Source organism: Sphingomonas sp. OV641 (assembly GCF_900109205.1).
Lineage (GTDB): Bacteria > Pseudomonadota > Alphaproteobacteria > Sphingomonadales > Sphingomonadaceae > Sphingomonas.
Window position 1 is genome coordinate 1054163 of sequence record NZ_FNZB01000001.1, and the last position, 18284, is coordinate 1072446.

Annotated in this window: 13 protein-coding genes; 4 read left to right on the forward strand and 9 right to left on the reverse strand. The window is 64.2% G+C overall.

Annotated features, from left to right (window positions below; translation table 11 throughout):
- Positions 1 to 39 precede the first annotated feature (39 nt).
- The 3 genes from BMX36_RS04885 (at position 40) to BMX36_RS04895 (ending at position 4045) form a co-directional block, all read left to right on the forward strand.
- Complete coding sequence (locus tag BMX36_RS04885) at positions 40 to 1167, forward strand: acyl-CoA dehydrogenase family protein (RefSeq protein WP_093063862.1); 1128 nt, start codon at positions 40 to 42, stop codon at positions 1165 to 1167.
- An 89-nt stretch (positions 1168 to 1256) separates the two neighbouring features.
- Positions 1257 to 2144: an acyl-CoA thioesterase gene (locus BMX36_RS04890; protein WP_066780035.1), complete on the forward strand. Its 888-nt coding sequence runs from the start codon at positions 1257 to 1259 to the stop codon at positions 2142 to 2144.
- A 68-nt stretch (positions 2145 to 2212) separates the two neighbouring features.
- Positions 2213 to 4045, forward strand: coding sequence for a DUF885 domain-containing protein (locus BMX36_RS04895; protein WP_093065239.1), 1833 nt, complete (start codon positions 2213 to 2215; stop codon positions 4043 to 4045).
- A gap of 110 nt (positions 4046 to 4155) precedes the next feature.
- Here BMX36_RS04895 and BMX36_RS04900 read toward each other — a convergent pair whose 3' ends face one another.
- The 5 genes from BMX36_RS04900 to BMX36_RS04920 form a co-directional block, all read right to left on the reverse strand.
- On the reverse strand, positions 4156 to 4953 hold the full coding sequence (locus BMX36_RS04900; RefSeq protein ID WP_066780117.1) for an SDR family NAD(P)-dependent oxidoreductase: 798 nt from the start codon (positions 4951 to 4953) through the stop codon (positions 4156 to 4158).
- A gap of 105 nt (positions 4954 to 5058) precedes the next feature.
- Entirely contained in the window at positions 5059 to 5823 is a 765-nt protein-coding gene (locus BMX36_RS04905) for an SDR family NAD(P)-dependent oxidoreductase (RefSeq protein ID WP_093063863.1), read from the reverse strand.
- Positions 5824 to 5943: 120 nt separating this feature from the next.
- On the reverse strand, positions 5944 to 7020 hold the full coding sequence (locus tag BMX36_RS04910) for a phosphotransferase family protein (RefSeq protein WP_093063864.1): 1077 nt from the start codon (positions 7018 to 7020) through the stop codon (positions 5944 to 5946).
- Complete coding sequence (locus BMX36_RS04915) at positions 7017 to 8105, reverse strand: Zn-dependent alcohol dehydrogenase (protein WP_093063865.1); 1089 nt, start codon at positions 8103 to 8105, stop codon at positions 7017 to 7019. Before BMX36_RS04915 ends, BMX36_RS04910 begins: the two co-directional genes overlap by 4 nt.
- Before the next feature lie 163 nt (positions 8106 to 8268).
- Complete coding sequence (locus BMX36_RS04920; protein ID WP_093063866.1) at positions 8269 to 9585, reverse strand: acyl-CoA dehydrogenase family protein; 1317 nt, start codon at positions 9583 to 9585, stop codon at positions 8269 to 8271.
- A 156-nt stretch (positions 9586 to 9741) separates the two neighbouring features.
- Between BMX36_RS04920 and BMX36_RS04925 the strand changes: the two genes are divergently transcribed.
- Positions 9742 to 10986 carry a TetR/AcrR family transcriptional regulator gene (locus BMX36_RS04925; protein ID WP_066780044.1) on the forward strand — a complete coding sequence of 415 codons (1245 nt, stop codon included), beginning with the start codon at positions 9742 to 9744 and terminating at the stop codon, positions 10984 to 10986.
- Positions 10987 to 11200: 214 nt separating this feature from the next.
- Here the strand turns inward: BMX36_RS04925 and BMX36_RS04930 are convergent, their stop codons facing one another.
- The 4 genes from BMX36_RS04930 to BMX36_RS04945 all read right to left on the reverse strand — a co-directional run bounded on the left by BMX36_RS04930 (position 11201) and on the right by BMX36_RS04945 (position 18229).
- Positions 11201 to 12502: a spinster family MFS transporter gene (locus tag BMX36_RS04930; protein ID WP_093063867.1), complete on the reverse strand. Its 1302-nt coding sequence runs from the start codon at positions 12500 to 12502 to the stop codon at positions 11201 to 11203.
- Positions 12503 to 12610: 108 nt separating this feature from the next.
- Positions 12611 to 15664: a TonB-dependent receptor plug domain-containing protein gene (locus tag BMX36_RS04935; RefSeq protein WP_177179020.1), complete on the reverse strand. Its 3054-nt coding sequence runs from the start codon at positions 15662 to 15664 to the stop codon at positions 12611 to 12613.
- 174 nt (positions 15665 to 15838) lie between these two features.
- Positions 15839 to 16903 carry an acyl-CoA dehydrogenase family protein gene (locus BMX36_RS04940; protein ID WP_093063869.1) on the reverse strand — a complete coding sequence of 355 codons (1065 nt, stop codon included), beginning with the start codon at positions 16901 to 16903 and terminating at the stop codon, positions 15839 to 15841.
- Between the two features lie 105 nt (positions 16904 to 17008).
- Entirely contained in the window at positions 17009 to 18229 is a 1221-nt protein-coding gene (locus BMX36_RS04945; RefSeq protein ID WP_093063870.1) for an acyl-CoA dehydrogenase family protein, read from the reverse strand.
- Positions 18230 to 18284 lie beyond the last annotated feature (55 nt).

The window sequence follows — 18284 nt, forward strand, 5'->3', positions numbered from 1 at the left end:
GCGCAATCCCGGCGAGTGCCGGGGATGACGGAGTAGACCATGCCTCTCTACCTCAATGAAGACCAGACGATGCTCCGCGACACGGCCCGCGACTTCGTGGCCGATGCCGCCCCCGTGAGCCACATGCGCAAGCTGCGCGACGACAAGGATCAGACGGGCTTTTCCCGCAACCTGTGGAAGCAGTTCGCCGAGATGGGCTTCACGGGCATCCTCGTCGGCGAAGACCAGGGCGGTCTTGGCCTCGGGCATGTCGAAGCCGGCATCGTTCTGGAGGAAATCGGCCGCAACCTTTCGCCGTCTCCGTTCCTTCAGACTGGCGTGGCTGCGGTGGAAGCGCTGAAGGGCACGCCGCACGCCGATCGCTGGTTCCCCGGCATCCTGGCCGGCGACACGATAGCCGCGCTCGCGATCGACGAAGGCGCCAAGTTCCGCAACAGCGTCGCGATGAAGGCGGAGCGTTCGGGCAACGGGTTCAAGCTGACCGGTGCCAAGCAATTCGTGCAGCATGGCCATATCGCCGACGTGCTGATCGTCGCGGCACGGACCGCCGGCTCGGCCGATGACGATCAGGGCGTAACCCTCTTCGCCGTGCCGAAGGGCGCCGCCGGCCTCACCGCCACGGCCGAGCGGCTGACAGACGCGAGCCTTGCGGCGCGGATCGAGTTTGAAGGTGTGGAGGTGGATGCCGACGCCGTGATCGGAGAGGTGGACGCCGGCCGTACCCCGCTCGCCCGCCTGGTGCGTGCCGGCCAGGCAGGCGCCGCGGCCGAAATGCTGGGCGTGGGCACCGGCGCCATGGACATGACGGTGAACTACCTGAAGGAGCGCAAGCAGTTCGGCACGCTGATCGGCACGTTCCAGGCGCTGCAGCACCGCGCGTCGCACCTTTACAGCGAAATGGAAGTGGCACGCGCCGCCGTGCTGAAGGCGCAGCAGCTGCTCGACGCCGGTGACGACAAGGCAGACGAAGCCGTGTCGGTGGCAAAGGCGATGACCGGTCTGGCCACCATGCTGAGCGTGCAGGAAGGCATTCAGATGCACGGCGGCATCGGCATGACCGATGAATATGACATAGGCTTCTACATGAAGCGGCAGCGGGTGCTCGCGGAGCTGTTCGGCGATGCGAACTTCCACGCCGATCGCCTGGCGCGCGCCGCCGGCTATTGACCTTTCAACGTGCCCCCGCGCAGGCGGGGGCACCATGATCAACAGCGCATCGCGAGCGCCGTCCGGCTGTCGCCTGCGCGGGAGCACCGATGACCGACACGCCCAGCCCGCAAGCGCTTGCCGCTGATCTCGTCGACCTTCTTGACGTGGAGGAGATCGACACGGACCTGTATCGGGGACGCCGATCGAAGGGCGGCGTCGGACGGGTGTTCGGCGGCCAGGTGATCGCGCAGGCGCTGCAAGCCGCGCAGCGATCCACCGACGAACCAAAGATCGCGCATTCGCTCCATGCCTATTTCATGCGCCCGGGCGACGAGAACTTTCCCATCATCTATCGCGTAGTGCGCGATTTCGAGGGGCGCAGCTTCGCCACCCGCCGGGTAATCGCGATGCAGCGCGGCGCGCCGATCCTCAACATGGCCTGTTCGCTGCAGGTGCCGGAAGAAGGCTTTCACCATCAGGACGGGATGCCGGATGTGCCCCCTCCGGAGTCGCTACCGACCGAGGCCGAGCTGCGCGCGCGCGACGCCGTTCACCTGCCGGAGCGGCAGCGCCGTATGGTCACGCGGCCGCGGCCGATCGAGATCCGCCCGGTTTACCCGCGCAAATGGTTCAACCCCACGCCGACCGATCCGATCCAGCACAGCTGGTTCAAGGTCGTGGCACCGATCGGCGATGATCCCGCGATGCACCGAGCGATCCTGTCCTATGCATCGGACATGGCGCTGCTCGGCACCTGCATGTTGCCGCATGGCGTGAACTGGACCACGCCGGGGTTCCAGAGCGCGAGCCTCGATCACGCGATCTGGCTGCATGAGCCGTTTCGCGCCGACGAGTGGCTCCTCTACGCCACACACAGCCCTTGGGCTGGCCATGCCCGCGGGATGAACCATGGCAAGATCTTCACCCAGGACGGTCGGCTGGTCGCCAGCGTCGCGCAGGAGGGATTGATCCGGCAGCGTCCGCCGAAGGAATGATCGACCGGACGACAACCTTCCTCTACCCCCGCTTCCCGATCCCCTCTCGCCTTCACCTGGAATTGTTGATGACCCTCGCTCGCCGTGATTTCCTCGCCGGCACTGCAGCGCTTGCCGCAACGACCGCCCTTCCCGCGGCGGCAGCCGGGTCGAACGGCGATGCGCAGGCGCTAGCGCTGCTCCAGCGTCATGCCGAAGCGCTGCTGCAGGATTACCCCGAAGGTGCGGCGTATCTTGGCCTGGATACGGGATCGCGCGCAGCGCTGAAGGGGCGGTTGACGGATCGCAGTGCGGCGGCCGAGGCTGCCCGGCGCGCCGGAGCGGCAGAGCGCCTGACGCAACTGAACCGCATCGATCCCGCGGCGCTGTCTCCCGCCGTGGCCGTCCATGTCGAGACGGTTGCTGCCGCCCATCAGATCGGGGTGGAAGGCTGGCGGCAGATGCCGATCGGCGACATGGCCTTCCTGTCGAACAACAATTATCGATCAACGCCCTATGTCGTGACGCAGGGCAATGGCGCCTTTGTCGACACCCCTGACCTGCTGGAAAACAAGCACCAGGTGGCAAACCGCGCTGATGCCGAAGCCTATATCGCCAGGCTGAATGCCTATGCGAAACAGCTGGGCGACGAGACGGAGCGGGTACGGGCCGACGCGGCCGCCGGCGTGCTGCTTCCGGCCGCGTTCAACGAAATCACGGTCGCGCAGCTTCGCGCCGGCGCCGCGCAGCCCGCGCGCGAACAAGGCATGATCCGCACGTTCGGCGAAAAGACCAGAAAGGCCGGGCTTGGTGATGATTGGGAAGCACGGGCGACAGCAGTCGTCGAGCAGCGGATAGCCCCTGCGTTGCTTGCCCAGGCAGACGCGATCGCCGCGCTGCGACCGCAGGCGCCCGCCCATGGCGGCATGTGGAGCATGCCGGATGCCGCCCGCCGCTATGCTTGGCTGGTAGAGGCCAGCACCACGACCAAGCGGACGCCCGACGAGATCCACGAATCCGGGCTGGAACAATGCCGCTCCTATGCCGCCGAGCTCGACCCACTGCTGCGGGCGCAGGGCCTGACGCAAGGCACCTCGGGTGAGCGGCTCGCCGCCTTGGGCAAGCGCACTGACCTGCTGTTCGCCAATACGGACGCCGGGAGGGCGGACCTGCTCGCCTACCTCAACACCGTCGTGGCGCGGCTGCGCCCGCGATTGCCACAGGCGTTCGGCAAGCTGGTGCGCGGCAATCTGGTGATCAAGCGGGTGCCGCCGGCAATCGAGAATGGCGCGCCCAACGGCTATGCAGGGCCGGGCGCTCTGGATGGTTCATCGCCCGGAATCTATTACATCAACCTGCGCGACACCGCCAATTGGCCGCGCTTCGAACTGGCCACGCTGACGTTTCACGAAGGCATACCGGGCCACATCTGGCAGGGGGAATATACGTTCGACCTGCCGCTGATCCGGACGCTGCTGGGCTTCAACGCCTATTCCGAAGGCTGGGGCCTGTATGCCGAGCAGATCGGTGCCGAGCTCGGCTATTACGACGACGATCCGCTAGGCCGGATCGGATATCTGCAGTCCATGAATTTCCGTGCCGCGCGCCTGGTGGTGGACACCGGGCTTCATCATAAGCGCTGGACAGTGGATCAGGCGGTGCGCTGGCTGATGGCGGCGACCGGCTATACCGAAAGCCGCGCCCGGTCCGAGATCAACCGATATTGCATCTGGCCGGGTCAGGCGCTTGGCTACAAGACCGGGCACAATGAGATCAACCGACTGCGCGACGATGCGAAGGCACGGCTGGGTAGCCGGTTCGACGTGCGCGGGTTCAACGACACGGTGGTACAGGCAGGCGGGATGCCGCTGGGCGTGCTGGCCAAGGTGGTGGATCGCTGGGTAACGGCGCAGCGCGGCTGAGCGGATACAGCACGCGCCTGTTCCCGCGCGGCAATGGTGAAGGTTTCCGGAAGTGGCGATCGATTGCCTCCTTCCGGAAATGCGCCTCCTAGCGTGATCGACCAACCCTTTCAGGCGGTGGTGCGACCATATTCCTGCCTGGTCACCGGATGGCTGGACGACAGCCCGCCATCCACGGCAATCGCCTGCCCGTTGACGTAGCTCGCATCGTCGGAAGCGAGGAATAGCGCGACACGGGCGAGTTCCTCCGGCTGTGCCCCGCGACGCAGCGGGTTGAGCCGGCCGACGCGGTCCATTTTCCCGGCATCGCGGGCATAATCGAACACCTGCTTGGTCATGCCGGTTTCGGTGAGGCCCGGGCAAATGGCGTTGACGCGCACGTTCGAGCCGGAAAGCTGCTGCGCGGACACCTGCGCGAGATTGATCACGCCGGCCTTAGACGCGGAATAGGCCGGCGAGCCCGCGCCCGAGCGGATGCCGGCCACGCTGGCGGTAAGGATGATGGCGCCCTTGCCGCGCTCCGCGATCCGCGGTGCACCGTGCTTGATCGCAAGGAACGGACCGATCACGTTCACGCGCAGGACTTCGCTGATCAGCGCCACGTCGGTATCGAAGATGTTGGCCATGCCGCCCGAGATGCCAGCATTGGCGAACATCACGTCAAGACCGCCGAACTTGTCGCACGCCAGCGCGACCGTGCGGACGACATCCTCTTCGCTGCCCGCATCCATGTCGATCGCATGAGCAATGCCGCCCGCGGTGCGGATCGCCTCGGCCGTCGCTTCAGCGCCAACCTTGTCGGCCACGATCACCTGACCGCCCTCGGCCGCAAACAGCGTCGCCGCGGCCCGGCCAATGCCAGAGCCCGCGCCGGTGACGATGATCGATTTGTCGGTGAACCTAGCCATCATGCACTCCGTTCGCCTCCGGATGAACCGAGAGGCCGCCTAGTTTTCCGCGTATCAATACAGGTGCCTTCGGCCCAGCGCCGAAGACACCATGCTCAAGGCGGATCAGATCGTGACGCCGCCGTCGATCACCATCGTCTGCCCCGTCATGAAGCCGCTGGCCCGGGACGCCAGGTACACGACGGCGCCGGCGATCTCTTCCGGTTCGCCGATGCGGCGCAGCGGCGTGGTGCTGTTGCGATCTGCGACAGCGGCTTCGTCTTCCCACAGCGCCTTGGCGAAATCGGTCTTGATGAGGCCCGGCGCGATGCAGTTCACGCGGATGCCATGCTTGCCATATTCATGGGCCAGATTGCGCGCGAGCTGCATGTCCGCCGCCTTGCTGATGCAATAAGCGCCGATCACGGTCGATCCGCGCAGGCCACCGATCGAGGACACGATGACGATGGAGCCTTCTCCCCGCTCCTTCATTTCCGGCGCCACCATGGTGATCAGCCAGTGGTTCGACAGAATGTTGTTGTCGAGGATTTTGCGGAACTGCTCGTCGGCGATCCCCTCCTGCGGCCCGTAATAAGGGTTGGACGCGGCGTTGCAGACCAGGCAATCGATGCGGCCGAACTCCCGTCGGCTCTGATCCACCAGGTGCTGTAGCGCCGCCTTGTCCGAGATGTTCGCCGCAGCCGCCACGGCCGTGCCGGCGCCGAACCGCTCGTTGATTTCAGCCGCGACCGCATCGCAGGCGTCTTGCTTGCGGCTGGAGATCACCACCTTGGCACCCTGCTCGGCGCAGGCGATCGCGCTGGCTTTGCCGATCCCGCGCGACGAACCGGTGATCACCACGACCTTGCCGGACAGATCGAACAGACTCATCGAATCTCCTCTTCCCACTTGTGGGAGCGGGCCGGCGAGAGGGGCGGTCGAATGCCGCGCCGCTCCGAAACTGCCCCCTCTCCCCGACCCTCTCCCCGACAGCAGGGAGAGGGAGATTTCCTATTCGCTGGCTCCTGCCTTGCGGGCGAACTCCCATGCCGCTTCGGCCAGCATCGGGACGCGCGCACTGGTCGCTTCGGCATTGGCGCTGGACGCGGTGCCGATCAGAAAGCGTTTGCGGATACCCTGTACGATCGAGGCCAAGCGGAAGAGGTTGAACGCGAGCAGCCAGTTAAGATCGGGCACGCCATCCCGCCCGGTCTTCTCACAATAGCGCGCGACGACTTCCTCCACCGTGGGAATGCCGGTTTCCGGCCCGGTCAGACCCATCACGCCCGATCGACCTTCCGGCACGGTCACCCAGCTGATCAGGAAATAGCTGAGATCGGCGAGCGGATCGCCGGTGGTGCACAATTCCCAGTCGAGCACGGCCGCCACCCGCGGCTCGAGCCCGGGCGCGAACTTCATATTGTCGCAGCGATAGTCGCCATGAACGATCGCGGTTCGGGTCTGTTCGGGAATGGTCTTGGGCAACCACTCGATGAGCCGCTCCATGGCCGGCATATGCTCGGTCTCGGCGCCGCGATATTGCTTGGTCCAGCGGCTGACCTGACGCTCAAAGTAGTTGCCCGGCCGGCCGAAATCCTCCAGCCCCGTGGCCTTCAAATCGACATTGTGAAGCGCCGCCAGCGTATCGATCATTGCATAATAATGCGCGCGCCGCGTGTCGGCATCCATGCCGGGGAACGACCCGTCCCAGATCGTCCGGCCGTCGACCATCTCCATGACGTAGAAGGCCGATCCGATGACATCATTGTCCTCGCACAGGCCGTACTGGCGCGGCACCGGAAAACCGGTGGGGTGAAGCGCCGCCATCACCCGATGCTCGCGATCGACCTGATGCGCCGAAGGCAGCAACTCGCCCATCGGCTTTCGCCGCAGCACATAGTTCCGCCCCGGCGTCATCAGCTTGTACGTCGGGTTCGACTGCCCGCCGGCGAATTTCGCATAGGTCAGGGGACCCGCGAAATCCGGCACATGCGCCGCCATCCAGGTCGAGAGGCGATCGGTGTCCAGCCGATCGCGCTCGCTCACCTCCGACTGGAGGCTGGTATCTTCCGCTACCGCCGTGCTCATTGATCGAACACGATCACGCTGCGGGTCGCATCGCCCTTGCGGAGCTCGTCAAATGCATCGTTGATGCGGTTGAGCGGCATGCGCTCCGCGATGATCGTGTCGAGATCGAGCAGGCCGCGCATGTAGAAATCGACCAATCGCGGGATATCGACCGGGAAGCGGTTCGACCCCATGATGCCGCCCTGCAGCTTCTTGCCCGACAGCAATTCCATCGCGCTTAGGCCGACCTTCTGATCGAGCGGCATCATGCCGAGGATCGTGGCGGTACCGCCGCGGCGGAGCACGTCGACGGTGGTCTGGGCCGATTGCGGCCGACCGACCGCCTCGATCGCGTGATGCACGCCGCCCTTGGTCAGCTCGACCACTTCGCCAACGACGCCGTCCTGCATCGGATCGTAAGTATGCGTAGCACCAAGCTTTTCGGCAACGGCGCGCTTTTCCGGCACCGGATCGAGCGCGATGATCTTGCCGGCGCCGGCGATCTTGGCCGCGTTCACCGCAGCAAGGCCGATGCCGCCGCAACCAACGACGCACACCGTCTCGCCCGGCGTCACGTCCGTGGTATTGAACACCGCGCCCGCGCCCGTCGTCACCGCGCAACCGATCAGCGCCGCGCGATCCAGCGGCATCTCGGGATCGATAGCGACACAGGCATGCTCGTGAACCAGCATCTGTTCGGCATAGGCCGACAGATTGAGCATCTGGTTCACCACGCCGCCATTGGCGAGCTTGAGCCGCGGTTCCGCCTTCGGACCACGGCGGGTCTCGGCGCTGACGCACAGGAACATCCGGCCGGTGATGCAGAATTCGCAATGCCCGCAAAAGGCGCTGAGGCAGGTGACGACGGCGTCGCCCACCTTCACTGTGCGCACTTCATCACCCACGGCTTCGACGATGCCGGCTGCCTCATGGCCCGGAATGGCGGGCAACGGGTGCGGATAGGCGCCATCGACAAAGTGAAGGTCGGATCGGCAAACACCGCATGCAACGGTGCGGATCAGCACCTCATGTGGGCCCGGCTTGGAGACGACGACGTCCTCGATCTGAAGCGGCGCCTTGGTTTCGAATATTACTGCGGCTTTCACGGTTTCTCACTTCCCCTCCCCGTGCGCCCTGAGCCTGCCGGGGTGCCCATCAAGTCTAGGTTTGATGGGGTCCTCGAAGCGCGTGTCACCTACGTTCCTGGCTGTGACACGGACCTCGACAGGCTCAGTCCGAACGGATGATTGTTGTTCGATCAGGCGGCGTTCAGCGCGACACGCCGATGTCGCCGCTCGAGATTTCGCCAGCACGCGGCGCACCACGATCGTTGGCGATGTCTGCCTTCCAATCGCCGTACTTGCCGAACTCATTGCGAGCGATGGCGCGGGCGTGAACCTCGTCCGGGCCGTCGGCGAGGCGCAGCGTGCGCTGCGACGCCCAGGCGTGCGCGAGACCGAAGTCCTCCGCAACGCCGCCGCCGCCATGCGCCTGCACCGCATCGTCCAGGATCCGCAGCGCCATGTTTGGCGCGAAGACCTTGATCATCGCGATCTCCTGGCTCGCGGCCTTGTTACCAGCCGCATCCATGGTCTGCGCCGCCTTGAGACAAAGAAGACGCGTCATCTCAATCTCGATGCGGCCCTGGGCAATACGCTGCTCCCATACCGAATGATCGGAAATGCGCTTGCCGAACGCGACCCGGCTGAGCAGCCGCTTCGCCATCTTCTCCAGCCCGACTTCGGCCACGCCGATGGTGCGCATGCAGTGATGGATGCGGCCGGGCCCGAGCCGACCCTGCGCGATCTCGAACCCGCGCCCTTCGCCAAGGATCACGTTCTCGACGGGCACGCGGACGTTGGTGAAGCTGACCTCGCCATGGCCGTGCGGCGCATGATCATAGCCGTAGACCGAAAGCATCCGCTCGATCTTGATACCCGGCGTATCCATCGGCACCAGGACCTGGCTCTGCTGCTGGTGACGCGAGCCCTCGAAGCTCGTCTTCCCCATCAGAATGCCGATCTTGCAGCGCGGATCGCCAACACCCGACGACCACCATTTGCGACCGTTGATGACGTAATGATCACCATCCCGCTCGATCCGAGTTTCGATGTTGGTGGCGTCGGAGGACGCAACGGCCGGCTCGGTCATGAGGAACACCGAGCGAATCTCGCCATTCATCAGCGGGCGGAGCCATCGCTCCTTCTGCTCCAGCGTGCCGTAACGGTGCAGCACTTCCATGTTGCCCGTATCCGGCGCGGAGCAGTTGAAGACCTCGCTCGCCCAGCCGATCTTTCCCATTTCCTCGGCGCACAGCGCATATTCGAGGTTGGTGAGCTGCGTTCCTTCGAACTTGAAGGTGTCATCAACATGCTGCTGGCCCGAATGCGGTGGCATGAAGAAGTTCCACAGGCCCGCCTCGCGCGCCTTGGCCTTGACTTCCTCGATGACCGGGATGACCTTCCACTTGTCGCCGCTATGCGCCTGTTCGTGATATTCGGCCTGGCGCGGCGCGATTTCCGCGTCGATGAAGGCTTTCACGCGGTCCCGGAAGTAGGTCTCGCGCTCGGTCAAGGTGAAGTCCATGGCATCCCTCCGCTTCGCTATTTGACCAAAGCTGTAAAGCGTACCGCATCTTCGGACAAGCACTCGAATCGGCGAGATGACCCCCTGCGTCGGTGAGGTTCCGGCGAATGCAAAAAGGGACTGTTCGTTCGAAAATTAGTCGCTAGGATTGATGGGATGCAGGCTCGGGGGGAACCGGGCGGCGATGGAGAGGAGGTAGGCACACGTCGCTTTCGAGCAAAGCGCGAAGCCATCCTCGCCGCAGCTGCCGACGCGATCAATGAACAAAGCGCGAAGGGCATGACCTTCGCGGATGTAGCGCGGCGCGTGGGGCTGAACACCACAAGCGTCACCTACTATTTCAAGCGAAAAGAGGACCTGGCGGCCGCCGCGTTCGAGCATACGCTCGATTACCTGCTGGTCATGCTGGACACTGCGATGGAGGCGGAAACGCCGGAGGCGCGGGTCGAACGCTATCTAGCGCTCAACATGGCGCGGCTTGCCCGGGTGCAACGTGGCGAGGAACGCCAGATTGCCGGCCTGTCGGACCTGCGGGCGATGGAAGATCCGGTTCGCGCGCGCCTGATGGCGGGCTGGCGCGAGGTGTTCCGCCGCGCGCGCTTGCTCTGGGGCCCGACCGAAACCCGGGCCCAAACCGACCTGAATGGCGCCCGCGCGCACGTTCTGATGGAAAACACTTTCTGGCTGCCGGTGTGGTTGAACCGGTACGACATGGATCAGCTCGCCCGCGTCGAAACCTGTGTCATGGACGTGTTCCGGCGTGGCCTGGCGGCCAGCCAGGCCGAATGGGCGCCGCGCCCCCTTTCCTTGCCGCAAGACTCGTTGGAGGGACGCGACGCGTTCCTGCACGCCGCCACCCGGCTGATCAACGAGCTGGGCTATCGCGGAGCATCGGTGCAACGGATCGCCAGCGAGTTGAACGTCACCAAGGGCAGCTTCTACCATCACCTTGATGCCAAGGATGATCTGGTGATCGCTTGCTATCAGCGCAGCTTCGACACGATCTCCGCGGCACAGCGACTGGCGGATGAGAAGGGCGGAACGCATTGGGAGCGGCTGTGCGCCATGTTCGCGACGCTGCTGGAAGTGCAATTTTCGGAGACGGCGCCGCTCCTGCGCACCACGGCGCTCAGCGGCTTGCCGATGTCCGTCCGCGCCACAATGGTCGACCGGTCGAACCGCATCGCACGGCGCTTCGCGGGCACGATCTCCGACGGGATCGCCGAAGGTACGATCCGCGCGGTCGATCCGCTGGTCGCGAGCCAACTGGTGATGGCATTCCTGAACGCGGCCTTCGATATGCGGAAATGGGCCTGGGCGATCCCGCGCGATCGTGCGGTGGCGCTCTACGCCTCGACCCTGGCGTTCGGCATGTTCGATGATCGGATGATCCGGCGCTGATCCGCCCGGCTGATTGCTGACAACGGGTGTTTAAAAACGGCTGATGGCTGAGCCAGCCGTTCTGCGAAGTTGCGCCACGCAGCCACCCCGCGAGGCTAATCTGTCGGCACGCGGCGCGGACGGCCTATCTTGAAGGAACAAGCTCCGGATCGGCGGCGATCCGGAGCTTGCAGGTGTCGTTACTCAATCGGAAGTGCGACGCAGATGGCGCGGCTTACGTGCCGGCTCGCTTCATCAGCACGCCTGCGCGCCAATAGTGAAAGATCCCCCAAGGCGTCAGCATCGCCACGGAGAACATCGCCCAGCGCAGGGACTCAGGCCCGTACACCGGCTTCAGCATGTCGCTGATCTGCCCAACCGCGAACGGCCCCAGGCCGAGACCAAGCAGGCTGGTCGCGAGAAGCGTCAGCGCCGCCCAGGTCGCGCGGAGCCGAAGCGGGGCCAGGTGCTGGATCATGGCATAGGTCGGCCCGATATAGGCACCGGCGAATATGGCGGCGACGAAGTAGGAGCTGAGCGCCAGCCAGAGATGATCCACGAAGTAGAAGCCGAGCGCGAACGGGAAGGCGATGACCTTCATGATCACGACCACGAAGCTCTGCGCGTAGATGCCCTTGTTACGGGCGGCGCGATCACAGAACCAGCCACCGAGCATGGCGGAGAACCCCGCCACGAACGCTGCGGGAAGCGCGACGTACTTCGAGACATCCAACATCGACATGCCAAGCGAGCGCTGCATGTAGCTCGGCCCCCAACCAGTCACGGCATAGCCGACCAGCGAGGTGATGGTGATCGCGGCGACGAGGTGGAAGGCGGCGCGATTGTGCCAGAGGGAAGCGATGCCCTTCCACAGGCCAATCGCCGGCGCGTCGGCCGGAGATGCGGGTGCCTTGCCGTCCGCGAGGCCACGGCGCGGCTCGACCACGAACAGCTTCATGATCACGGCAAGCGCAATGCCCGGCAAACCGACGACCATCATCGCCGCGCGCCAGCCGTAGGAGTGCGCCACAAAGCCGCCGATCACCATGCCAAGACCGCCGCCCAACAAGACACCCAGCGAATAGATCGCCATGGCGCTCGCGCGCTTTTCCGGCGGATAAAGGTCCGCAATGATCGACTGGCTGGGCGGACCGAAACCGGCCTCGCCAATGCCAACGCCGATCCGCGCCAGCATCAAATGGGTGAAATTCTGTGCCACGCCGCACAGCGCCGTCATGGCGCTCCAGAAAGCCAGACTGATCGCGATGATGTTGCTGCGGCTCGATCGATCCGCCAGGCGTGCGATCGGCAGACCGAGCGTGGCGTAGAACAGCGCGAAAATAAGGCCCGACAACAGGCCGAGCTGAGCATCCGAGAGCTTCAGGTCAGCCTTGATCGCCTCCAGCAGAATGGCAAGGATCTGCCGATCCATGAAACTGAAAAAATAGGCGATGGTCAGCAGTGCCAGCGTCCAACCTCTCCTGCGGATCGCCCGCGCGTCGCGCTCGTCGTGCGACCACGTGGTGCTGGCATCCATATCTCTCTCCTAATCGTGATCTTATCGCGGCAGCTTAAACGAGCCGCCGCGACAAGCCAGCCTGTCAACTCGGCTGCAACGCTTCGAAACAAACGTTGCAGCCGTGAATCAGAACCGCTGGGATACTGCTGCCTTCAGCGTAAAGCCAAGAGGTGATGCAGTGAAGCTGTCGTAATTCGGATCCAGCCGAGCGAACGGCGGCTCGCGATCGAAGATGTTGACTGCCGACAGGGTGAAGGTCGTGCCGCTTTCGAGCGCCAGGCGGTAGGTGGCATCGAACGTCCGCCACGAGCCAATCTCCTTGCCGCGCGTGTTGGCGGCACCGCCAAGCGCACCAAGGTTCGGCCCGAAAATCGCGGCGCCGCGCTGATCGGTATAACCGTCGACGTAATTGAACTGCAGCCGGAGCGAATGGGCGCCCGTGTCGCCCTGAACGTACCAGTTCCCGCGCCATTGCGGGATCGGATAGGACGTCGTCTGGAAGTTCAACTGACCCACGGCGTCGAACGCCGGCTGCACCAGCACGCCTTCGACCACCAGATCATCGACCTTATAGTCGATGACATAGGTCGCAGCGCCACCCACCACGATGTCGACGGGGCCAAGCTCGCCGCGGTAATTGGCGGTGAAATCCAGACCCGACGTCTTCACGTCAGCGCTGTTGAACACCTGCGCCCGCAGCCGGCTGACGTTGTTGATGCCGCAACCGGTTGCGTTGAAGGTGAAGCGGGCCTGCAGCGCCGCATAGGCAGGATTGCCGCAATTGGCCGAGCCGGTGGCGCCAAACAGCGCGTTTGTGAGGCCGGAGACGGGCTCGGACTCGATCGGCCCGGCGAATTCGTAGCGCCAGTAATCGAGGCTGGCGTTGAACGGTCCGCTGTCGATCAGGACGCCGGCGTTGTAAGTGGTCGCGCTTTCGGGCTTGAGGTTCGGATCACCGAACACCTCAACCGCACGGAAGCCGGTTCCGATCACCTGCAGCGACACCACCGAGCCGGAGAGGTTCTGCGGCGGCGGGCCGCGGAAGCTGGTTCCAACGCCGCCGCGAAGGCCGAGCCAATCGGTCACTTCGACCTTCAGGCGCGCCTGCGGATCGAAGGTGGAGCCGACCGCGCCGCCATAATCCTCGTAGCGGGCAGAAAGTTGAAGGTTGATGGCGTTGATGATCGGAACCTGAAGTTCCGCGAAGAGCGCATAGACGTCTGCATCGGCGTCCTGCTCCGGATTGGTGCCAAGGAAGCCCAACGCACCCGTCTGCGGATTGCACGTGGCGTTAGGGTTCAGCGGCGTGCCGGGGCAGGGATAAACGGCGATGTTGGAATCGGCGTTCAGGCGTCGCTGAAAGGTGTTCTTGCGATACTGGCCACCAAGCGCGAAGCCAATTGCTTCATCTGCCCACAGGCGAACACCTGTGCGGCCGGAGATCGACATGTCGCCGACGAATTGCTGCGTGCGCAGCTTCGTATTGGGGGTGCGGAAGAACAGATCAATTGTCGAGGGATCGTTGATCAGCCCGGCGCCGGGCGTCAGGCTGAAGCCCGCCGGGTTGCGCGTGCCGGCATAGTTCGGGTTTGCCACGCCGTTCACGGCATTGGCGGCGACGCTGGTCGAGAAAGGATTGAAATAGGTGCAGCCGTTCGTGCCGGCCAGGCCGGCAAGCTGTGCCGGCGTCAGCCCCGCGCGTGACGCCGTGCTGGCATAAGCGCAATCAGGACCGCCGAACCCCGCCAGCGCGTTCTGCAACAGATCACCGAAGGAGTCGGTGCCGTCATAGTCACGCTCATATTGGCTGAAGGTGAAGCCGGTCGCGAAGTCGATGTCGCTGGATAGCTGGACGTTCAAGTCCGCCGTGAAGCGGAACGCCTCCGTGTCACGCTTGGAAATAGCCGAACCGCGATCGTTGCTGTCACTCTGAAACAGCGGATTGCCGCCGAGCAGAAAGGGTCGGAACAGCACTGGCAGGCCAACCGCGCTGTCCAGCCCGCCGGCAGCATTGCGGGTGCACCCGGCCTGGGCGCCATAGAGGGCGCAATAGTCCTGCAGCGCCGGCGAATAGCCCGGGATGACGAACAGGGCATTGTTGCCGAGTGCCGCATTCGTGGAGGGCGGCAGCGTGGGAAGATAGCTCGGCGAGCTCGTCACCCGCGTGTTGGTGAAGGAGTAAAGGCCAGAGAAACGCAGCGACGCATTGTCCGCCACGTCGAACTCGGTTTCCAGATAGGCCTGCATGCGCTCTTCAGGCTCGACCAGATTGTCGAACTGGCCGAACTGGGTGAAGCAGCGATCGGTATTCGAGCCCGGCGCGCTGCGGAACCCGCCGAGGCCCTCGCATCCAAGATCCGTGGTCAGGTTGATCCCGCCAACGGTGCCGTTGAAGTCGAAATTGCCCGGATTGCCGCCGCCCGTCCAGGCGCCCTGCGGATTTTCGGGATAGGATCGCACGGCGAAATCGCGATCGGTGAAGCGCAGTTCGGAGCGGCGCTGATATCCCACGGCGGCGAAGACGCGAAAGCCTTCCTGATCGTGGCCGAACGACGCGGCGCCGCCGTAATCGCCCTTCGAACCATCAATCCAGCGATAGTCCCCGGAAACCAGAAACCCTTCCTGATCGATGCGGGTGATGAAGTTCACCACGCCCGCGATCGCATCCGATCCGTAGGTGGCCGCGGCGCCATCCTTGAGGATTTCGATGCGGCCGATCGCGGCGGCGGGGAACATGTTGACGTCAACGATCGGGATGCCGAGCCCGGAGGGGACCATTCGCTTGCCGTTCAGCAGCACCAGGGTGCGCTGTGGCCCGAGCCCGCGAAGGTTGACCGAGGCAACGCCCTCGGACCCCTGCGCGCGATTGTCGAACTGGTTCGCGTCACCGACTGTGCCATTCGCCACCGTCAGATTCTTCAGCAGATCGACAGCCGTCGGCGCGCCCTGCTTGGCGAGTTCCTCACTGGAGATCACATCGACCGGTACCGCCAGATTTTCCGGCGTGCCGCGGATCAACGTGCCCGTCACGACAATATCGGGTGCCGATGAGGCTTCGGCTACATCAGGAGAGGTCTGGGCCGGAAGTGGATCGCCGCCAATCTGGGCCTGCGCCGTACCCATCGCGAGCGCCCAAGCGAGCGCAGACGCACTTACCCGGACGAAAACCGCTTTCGCCATTCTCTCTCTCCCAATGTTGGTTGGCGTCTGTGTGCGCCATACCGGTTCATCGAATAGACGCTGAGGGTTCCGCTGCGTCAAGCATGAAAACACGAGAGCAAAAGGCATTAAACGAAAAAGCGGCGACAGCCCCGCTGGGCTGCCGCCGCCATACTCATTGTTTTAGAACGCGTTTCAATAACCGTTTAGACGCGCGAAGCGATCGCGGTGATAAGAAGCCGTGCCCCACATGCTTTCCAGAACAGCAGACCGCTTCAGATACAGACCGGCGTCATATTCATCGGTCATGCCGACACCGCCGTGCAGCTGAACCATTTCCCGGCTGACAAGGCGCAGCGTATCATTGGCGATCGCCTTCGACAGGCTGACCGCCTGATCGATGTCCGAGCGGCCAGCGTCAATCGCCTCGAGCGCGCCCTCCACGGCAGAGCGCATGAGTTCAAGCTCGGTCTTCATCTTCGCCATGCGGTGCTGCAGTGCCTGGAAGGTCGAGAGGACCTGCCCGAACTGCACGCGCTGCTTCAGGTAATCGAGCGTCTGATTGAACGCGCTGTCCGCCATGCCGAGCATCTCTGCGGCCGTCACGGCAGTGGCACGGTCGACAATCGCCTGGGTCAGGTCCGCACCGCCGAGCTTCTCGGCCGGAGCATCGCGGAATTCGATGTCCGCGTGGCTGCGGCTGTCCACCATCTTGCGGGCAGAAACGGTCACCCCCTCACCCTTGGCAACGAGGTACAAGCCGTCGGCGGCCACCACGATGAACACGTCGGCCCCGTCGCCCTCGGCCACGAACCGCTTGGTACCGCTGAGCTTGCCAGCGGAAACCGACGCCTTGATCGCGCCGCCGTGGACGGGCGCTTCGTCGATCGCGAGCGTCGCGACCGCCTCGCCCGAAGCCAGCTTCGGCAGCCACTCCTGCTTCGCCGCATCGGATGCGCCCATCACGATCGCGGTGGCCGCCACCGCGGTGGACGACAAAGGCGACACGGCCAGGTTGCGCCCGAGCTGCTCGACCACCAGACCCAGCGACAGATAGCCAAAGGCAGACCCGCCGAATTCCTCCGGGATCACCACGCCGGCCCAGCCCATCTGGCCGACGGTAGTCCACGCCTCAGGATCAAAGCCCTTTGCGGGAGCCGCATCGCGCAGCTTTCGGAAGGCCGCGATGGGGGATTCATTGTCCGCCCATTCGCGCGCCATGTCCCGCAGCATCACCTGTTCGTCGTTCAACACCGCCATGTCATCAAACCCCAATCAAAGGACTTGCCGGGGAGGAGGAGCGTCTGGCGCACTCCTCCTCGACCCGGCCCTCTCCGACGCGTGTCTTGCCGCGCCTAACCGAACTCACTGGTGATCGAGCATCCCGAGAATGCGCTTGGCGATCACATTATTCTGAATTTCCGACGAGCCGCCGTAGATTGAAACGGCCTTGCCCCACAGCCAGGTGCGCGTCTGGGCGAGCTCCTCCTGAGCGAAGCCTTCGCCTTCCCAGCCAAGCCCCTGCATGCCCATGATCTCGATCGCCAGTTCGGCGCGATCCTGGGTAATCCGCGCGCCGACGTTCTTCATGACGCTGGTCGCGGCGGACGGCCCGGCATTGCCCTTCGCCTCCAGCGCCGCGCGGCGCAGCGTGAGCGCAAAGGCACGCTGATCCATCTCATGCTTGATGATGCGGGTCCTGAGATCGCTGTCCGACAGGCGGCCTTCCGCATCGAGCTCACGATATTTCTTGGCGATAGACGGGATCGGCTCACCCTGGTTCATGCGGCCCTGCGATCCGCCGCCCCCGGAGAGCGAATTGCGCTCATGCTGCAAAAGGCGCGTGCCGATTTCCCAGCCCTGTCCTTCGCGGCCGACCAGATTTTCCTTTGGCACCTTCACGTTGGTGAAGAAAGTTTCGCAGAACGGCGAGGCGCCGGAGATTAGCTTGATCGGGCGCGTCTCAACGCCTTCCGCATCCATGTCGATCAGCAGGAAGCTGATGCCGGCGTGCTTCTGTGACTTGTCGGTGCGCACAAGCGCGAAGCACTTGTCCGCCCATTGACCGCCAGAGGTCCAGGTCTTCTGCCCATTGACAATGTAGTGATCGCCCCTGTCCTCGGCGAAGGTCTGAAGGCTGGCGAGATCCGAACCGGCGCCTGGTTCGGAATAGCCCTGACACCAGCGGACCTCGCCGCGAACGATGCCGGGAATGTGCTTCCGCTTCTGTTCCTCATTGCCATATTCGAGCAAGGTCGGGCCGAACATCATCACGCCCATGCCGCCGATCGGGTTCCACGCCCCGATGCGCATCATCTCCTCACCGAGCACCCGCGCCTGTTCACGCGTCAGCCCGCCGCCGCCGAGTTCCGCCGGCCAGGTCGGGACACCCCACCCCTTTTCACCCATCGCCTCGCGCCAAGCCTTCTGATCCGACGTCTCGTCAGTCGGACCATCCACGGCAGACATTGCATTGTCCTTGCCACGCAGGCTCTGCGGGAAATTGGCCTCAAGCCACGTCCGCGCCTCCTGGCGGAAGCCCTCCAGCGAGTCAGTGGAACGGTCTAGTTCGGCGGCACTTGCCATCAATCAAATCTCCGAAGCCGATTCTGAAGATCGGGTATGGCCGGGACATGGCACG

Coding starts and splice junctions, on each gene's coding strand:
- BMX36_RS04885 (WP_093063862.1), top strand. CDS start 40: ATGCCTCTCTACCTCAATGAAGACCAGACGATGCTCCGCGACACGGCC.
- BMX36_RS04890 (WP_066780035.1), top strand. CDS start 1,257: ATGACCGACACGCCCAGCCCGCAAGCGCTTGCCGCTGATCTCGTCGAC.
- BMX36_RS04895 (WP_093065239.1), top strand. CDS start 2,213: ATGACCCTCGCTCGCCGTGATTTCCTCGCCGGCACTGCAGCGCTTGCC.
- BMX36_RS04900 (WP_066780117.1), bottom strand. CDS start 4,953: ATGGCTAGGTTCACCGACAAATCGATCATCGTCACCGGCGCGGGCTCT.
- BMX36_RS04905 (WP_093063863.1), bottom strand. CDS start 5,823: ATGAGTCTGTTCGATCTGTCCGGCAAGGTCGTGGTGATCACCGGTTCG.
- BMX36_RS04910 (WP_093063864.1), bottom strand. CDS start 7,020: ATGAGCACGGCGGTAGCGGAAGATACCAGCCTCCAGTCGGAGGTGAGC.
- BMX36_RS04920 (WP_093063866.1), bottom strand. CDS start 9,585: ATGGACTTCACCTTGACCGAGCGCGAGACCTACTTCCGGGACCGCGTG.
- BMX36_RS04925 (WP_066780044.1), top strand. CDS start 9,742: ATGCAGGCTCGGGGGGAACCGGGCGGCGATGGAGAGGAGGTAGGCACA.
- BMX36_RS04930 (WP_093063867.1), bottom strand. CDS start 12,502: ATGGATGCCAGCACCACGTGGTCGCACGACGAGCGCGACGCGCGGGCG.
- BMX36_RS04935 (WP_177179020.1), bottom strand. CDS start 15,664: ATGGCGAAAGCGGTTTTCGTCCGGGTAAGTGCGTCTGCGCTCGCTTGG.
- BMX36_RS04940 (WP_093063869.1), bottom strand. CDS start 16,903: ATGGCGGTGTTGAACGACGAACAGGTGATGCTGCGGGACATGGCGCGC.
- BMX36_RS04945 (WP_093063870.1), bottom strand. CDS start 18,229: ATGGCAAGTGCCGCCGAACTAGACCGTTCCACTGACTCGCTGGAGGGC.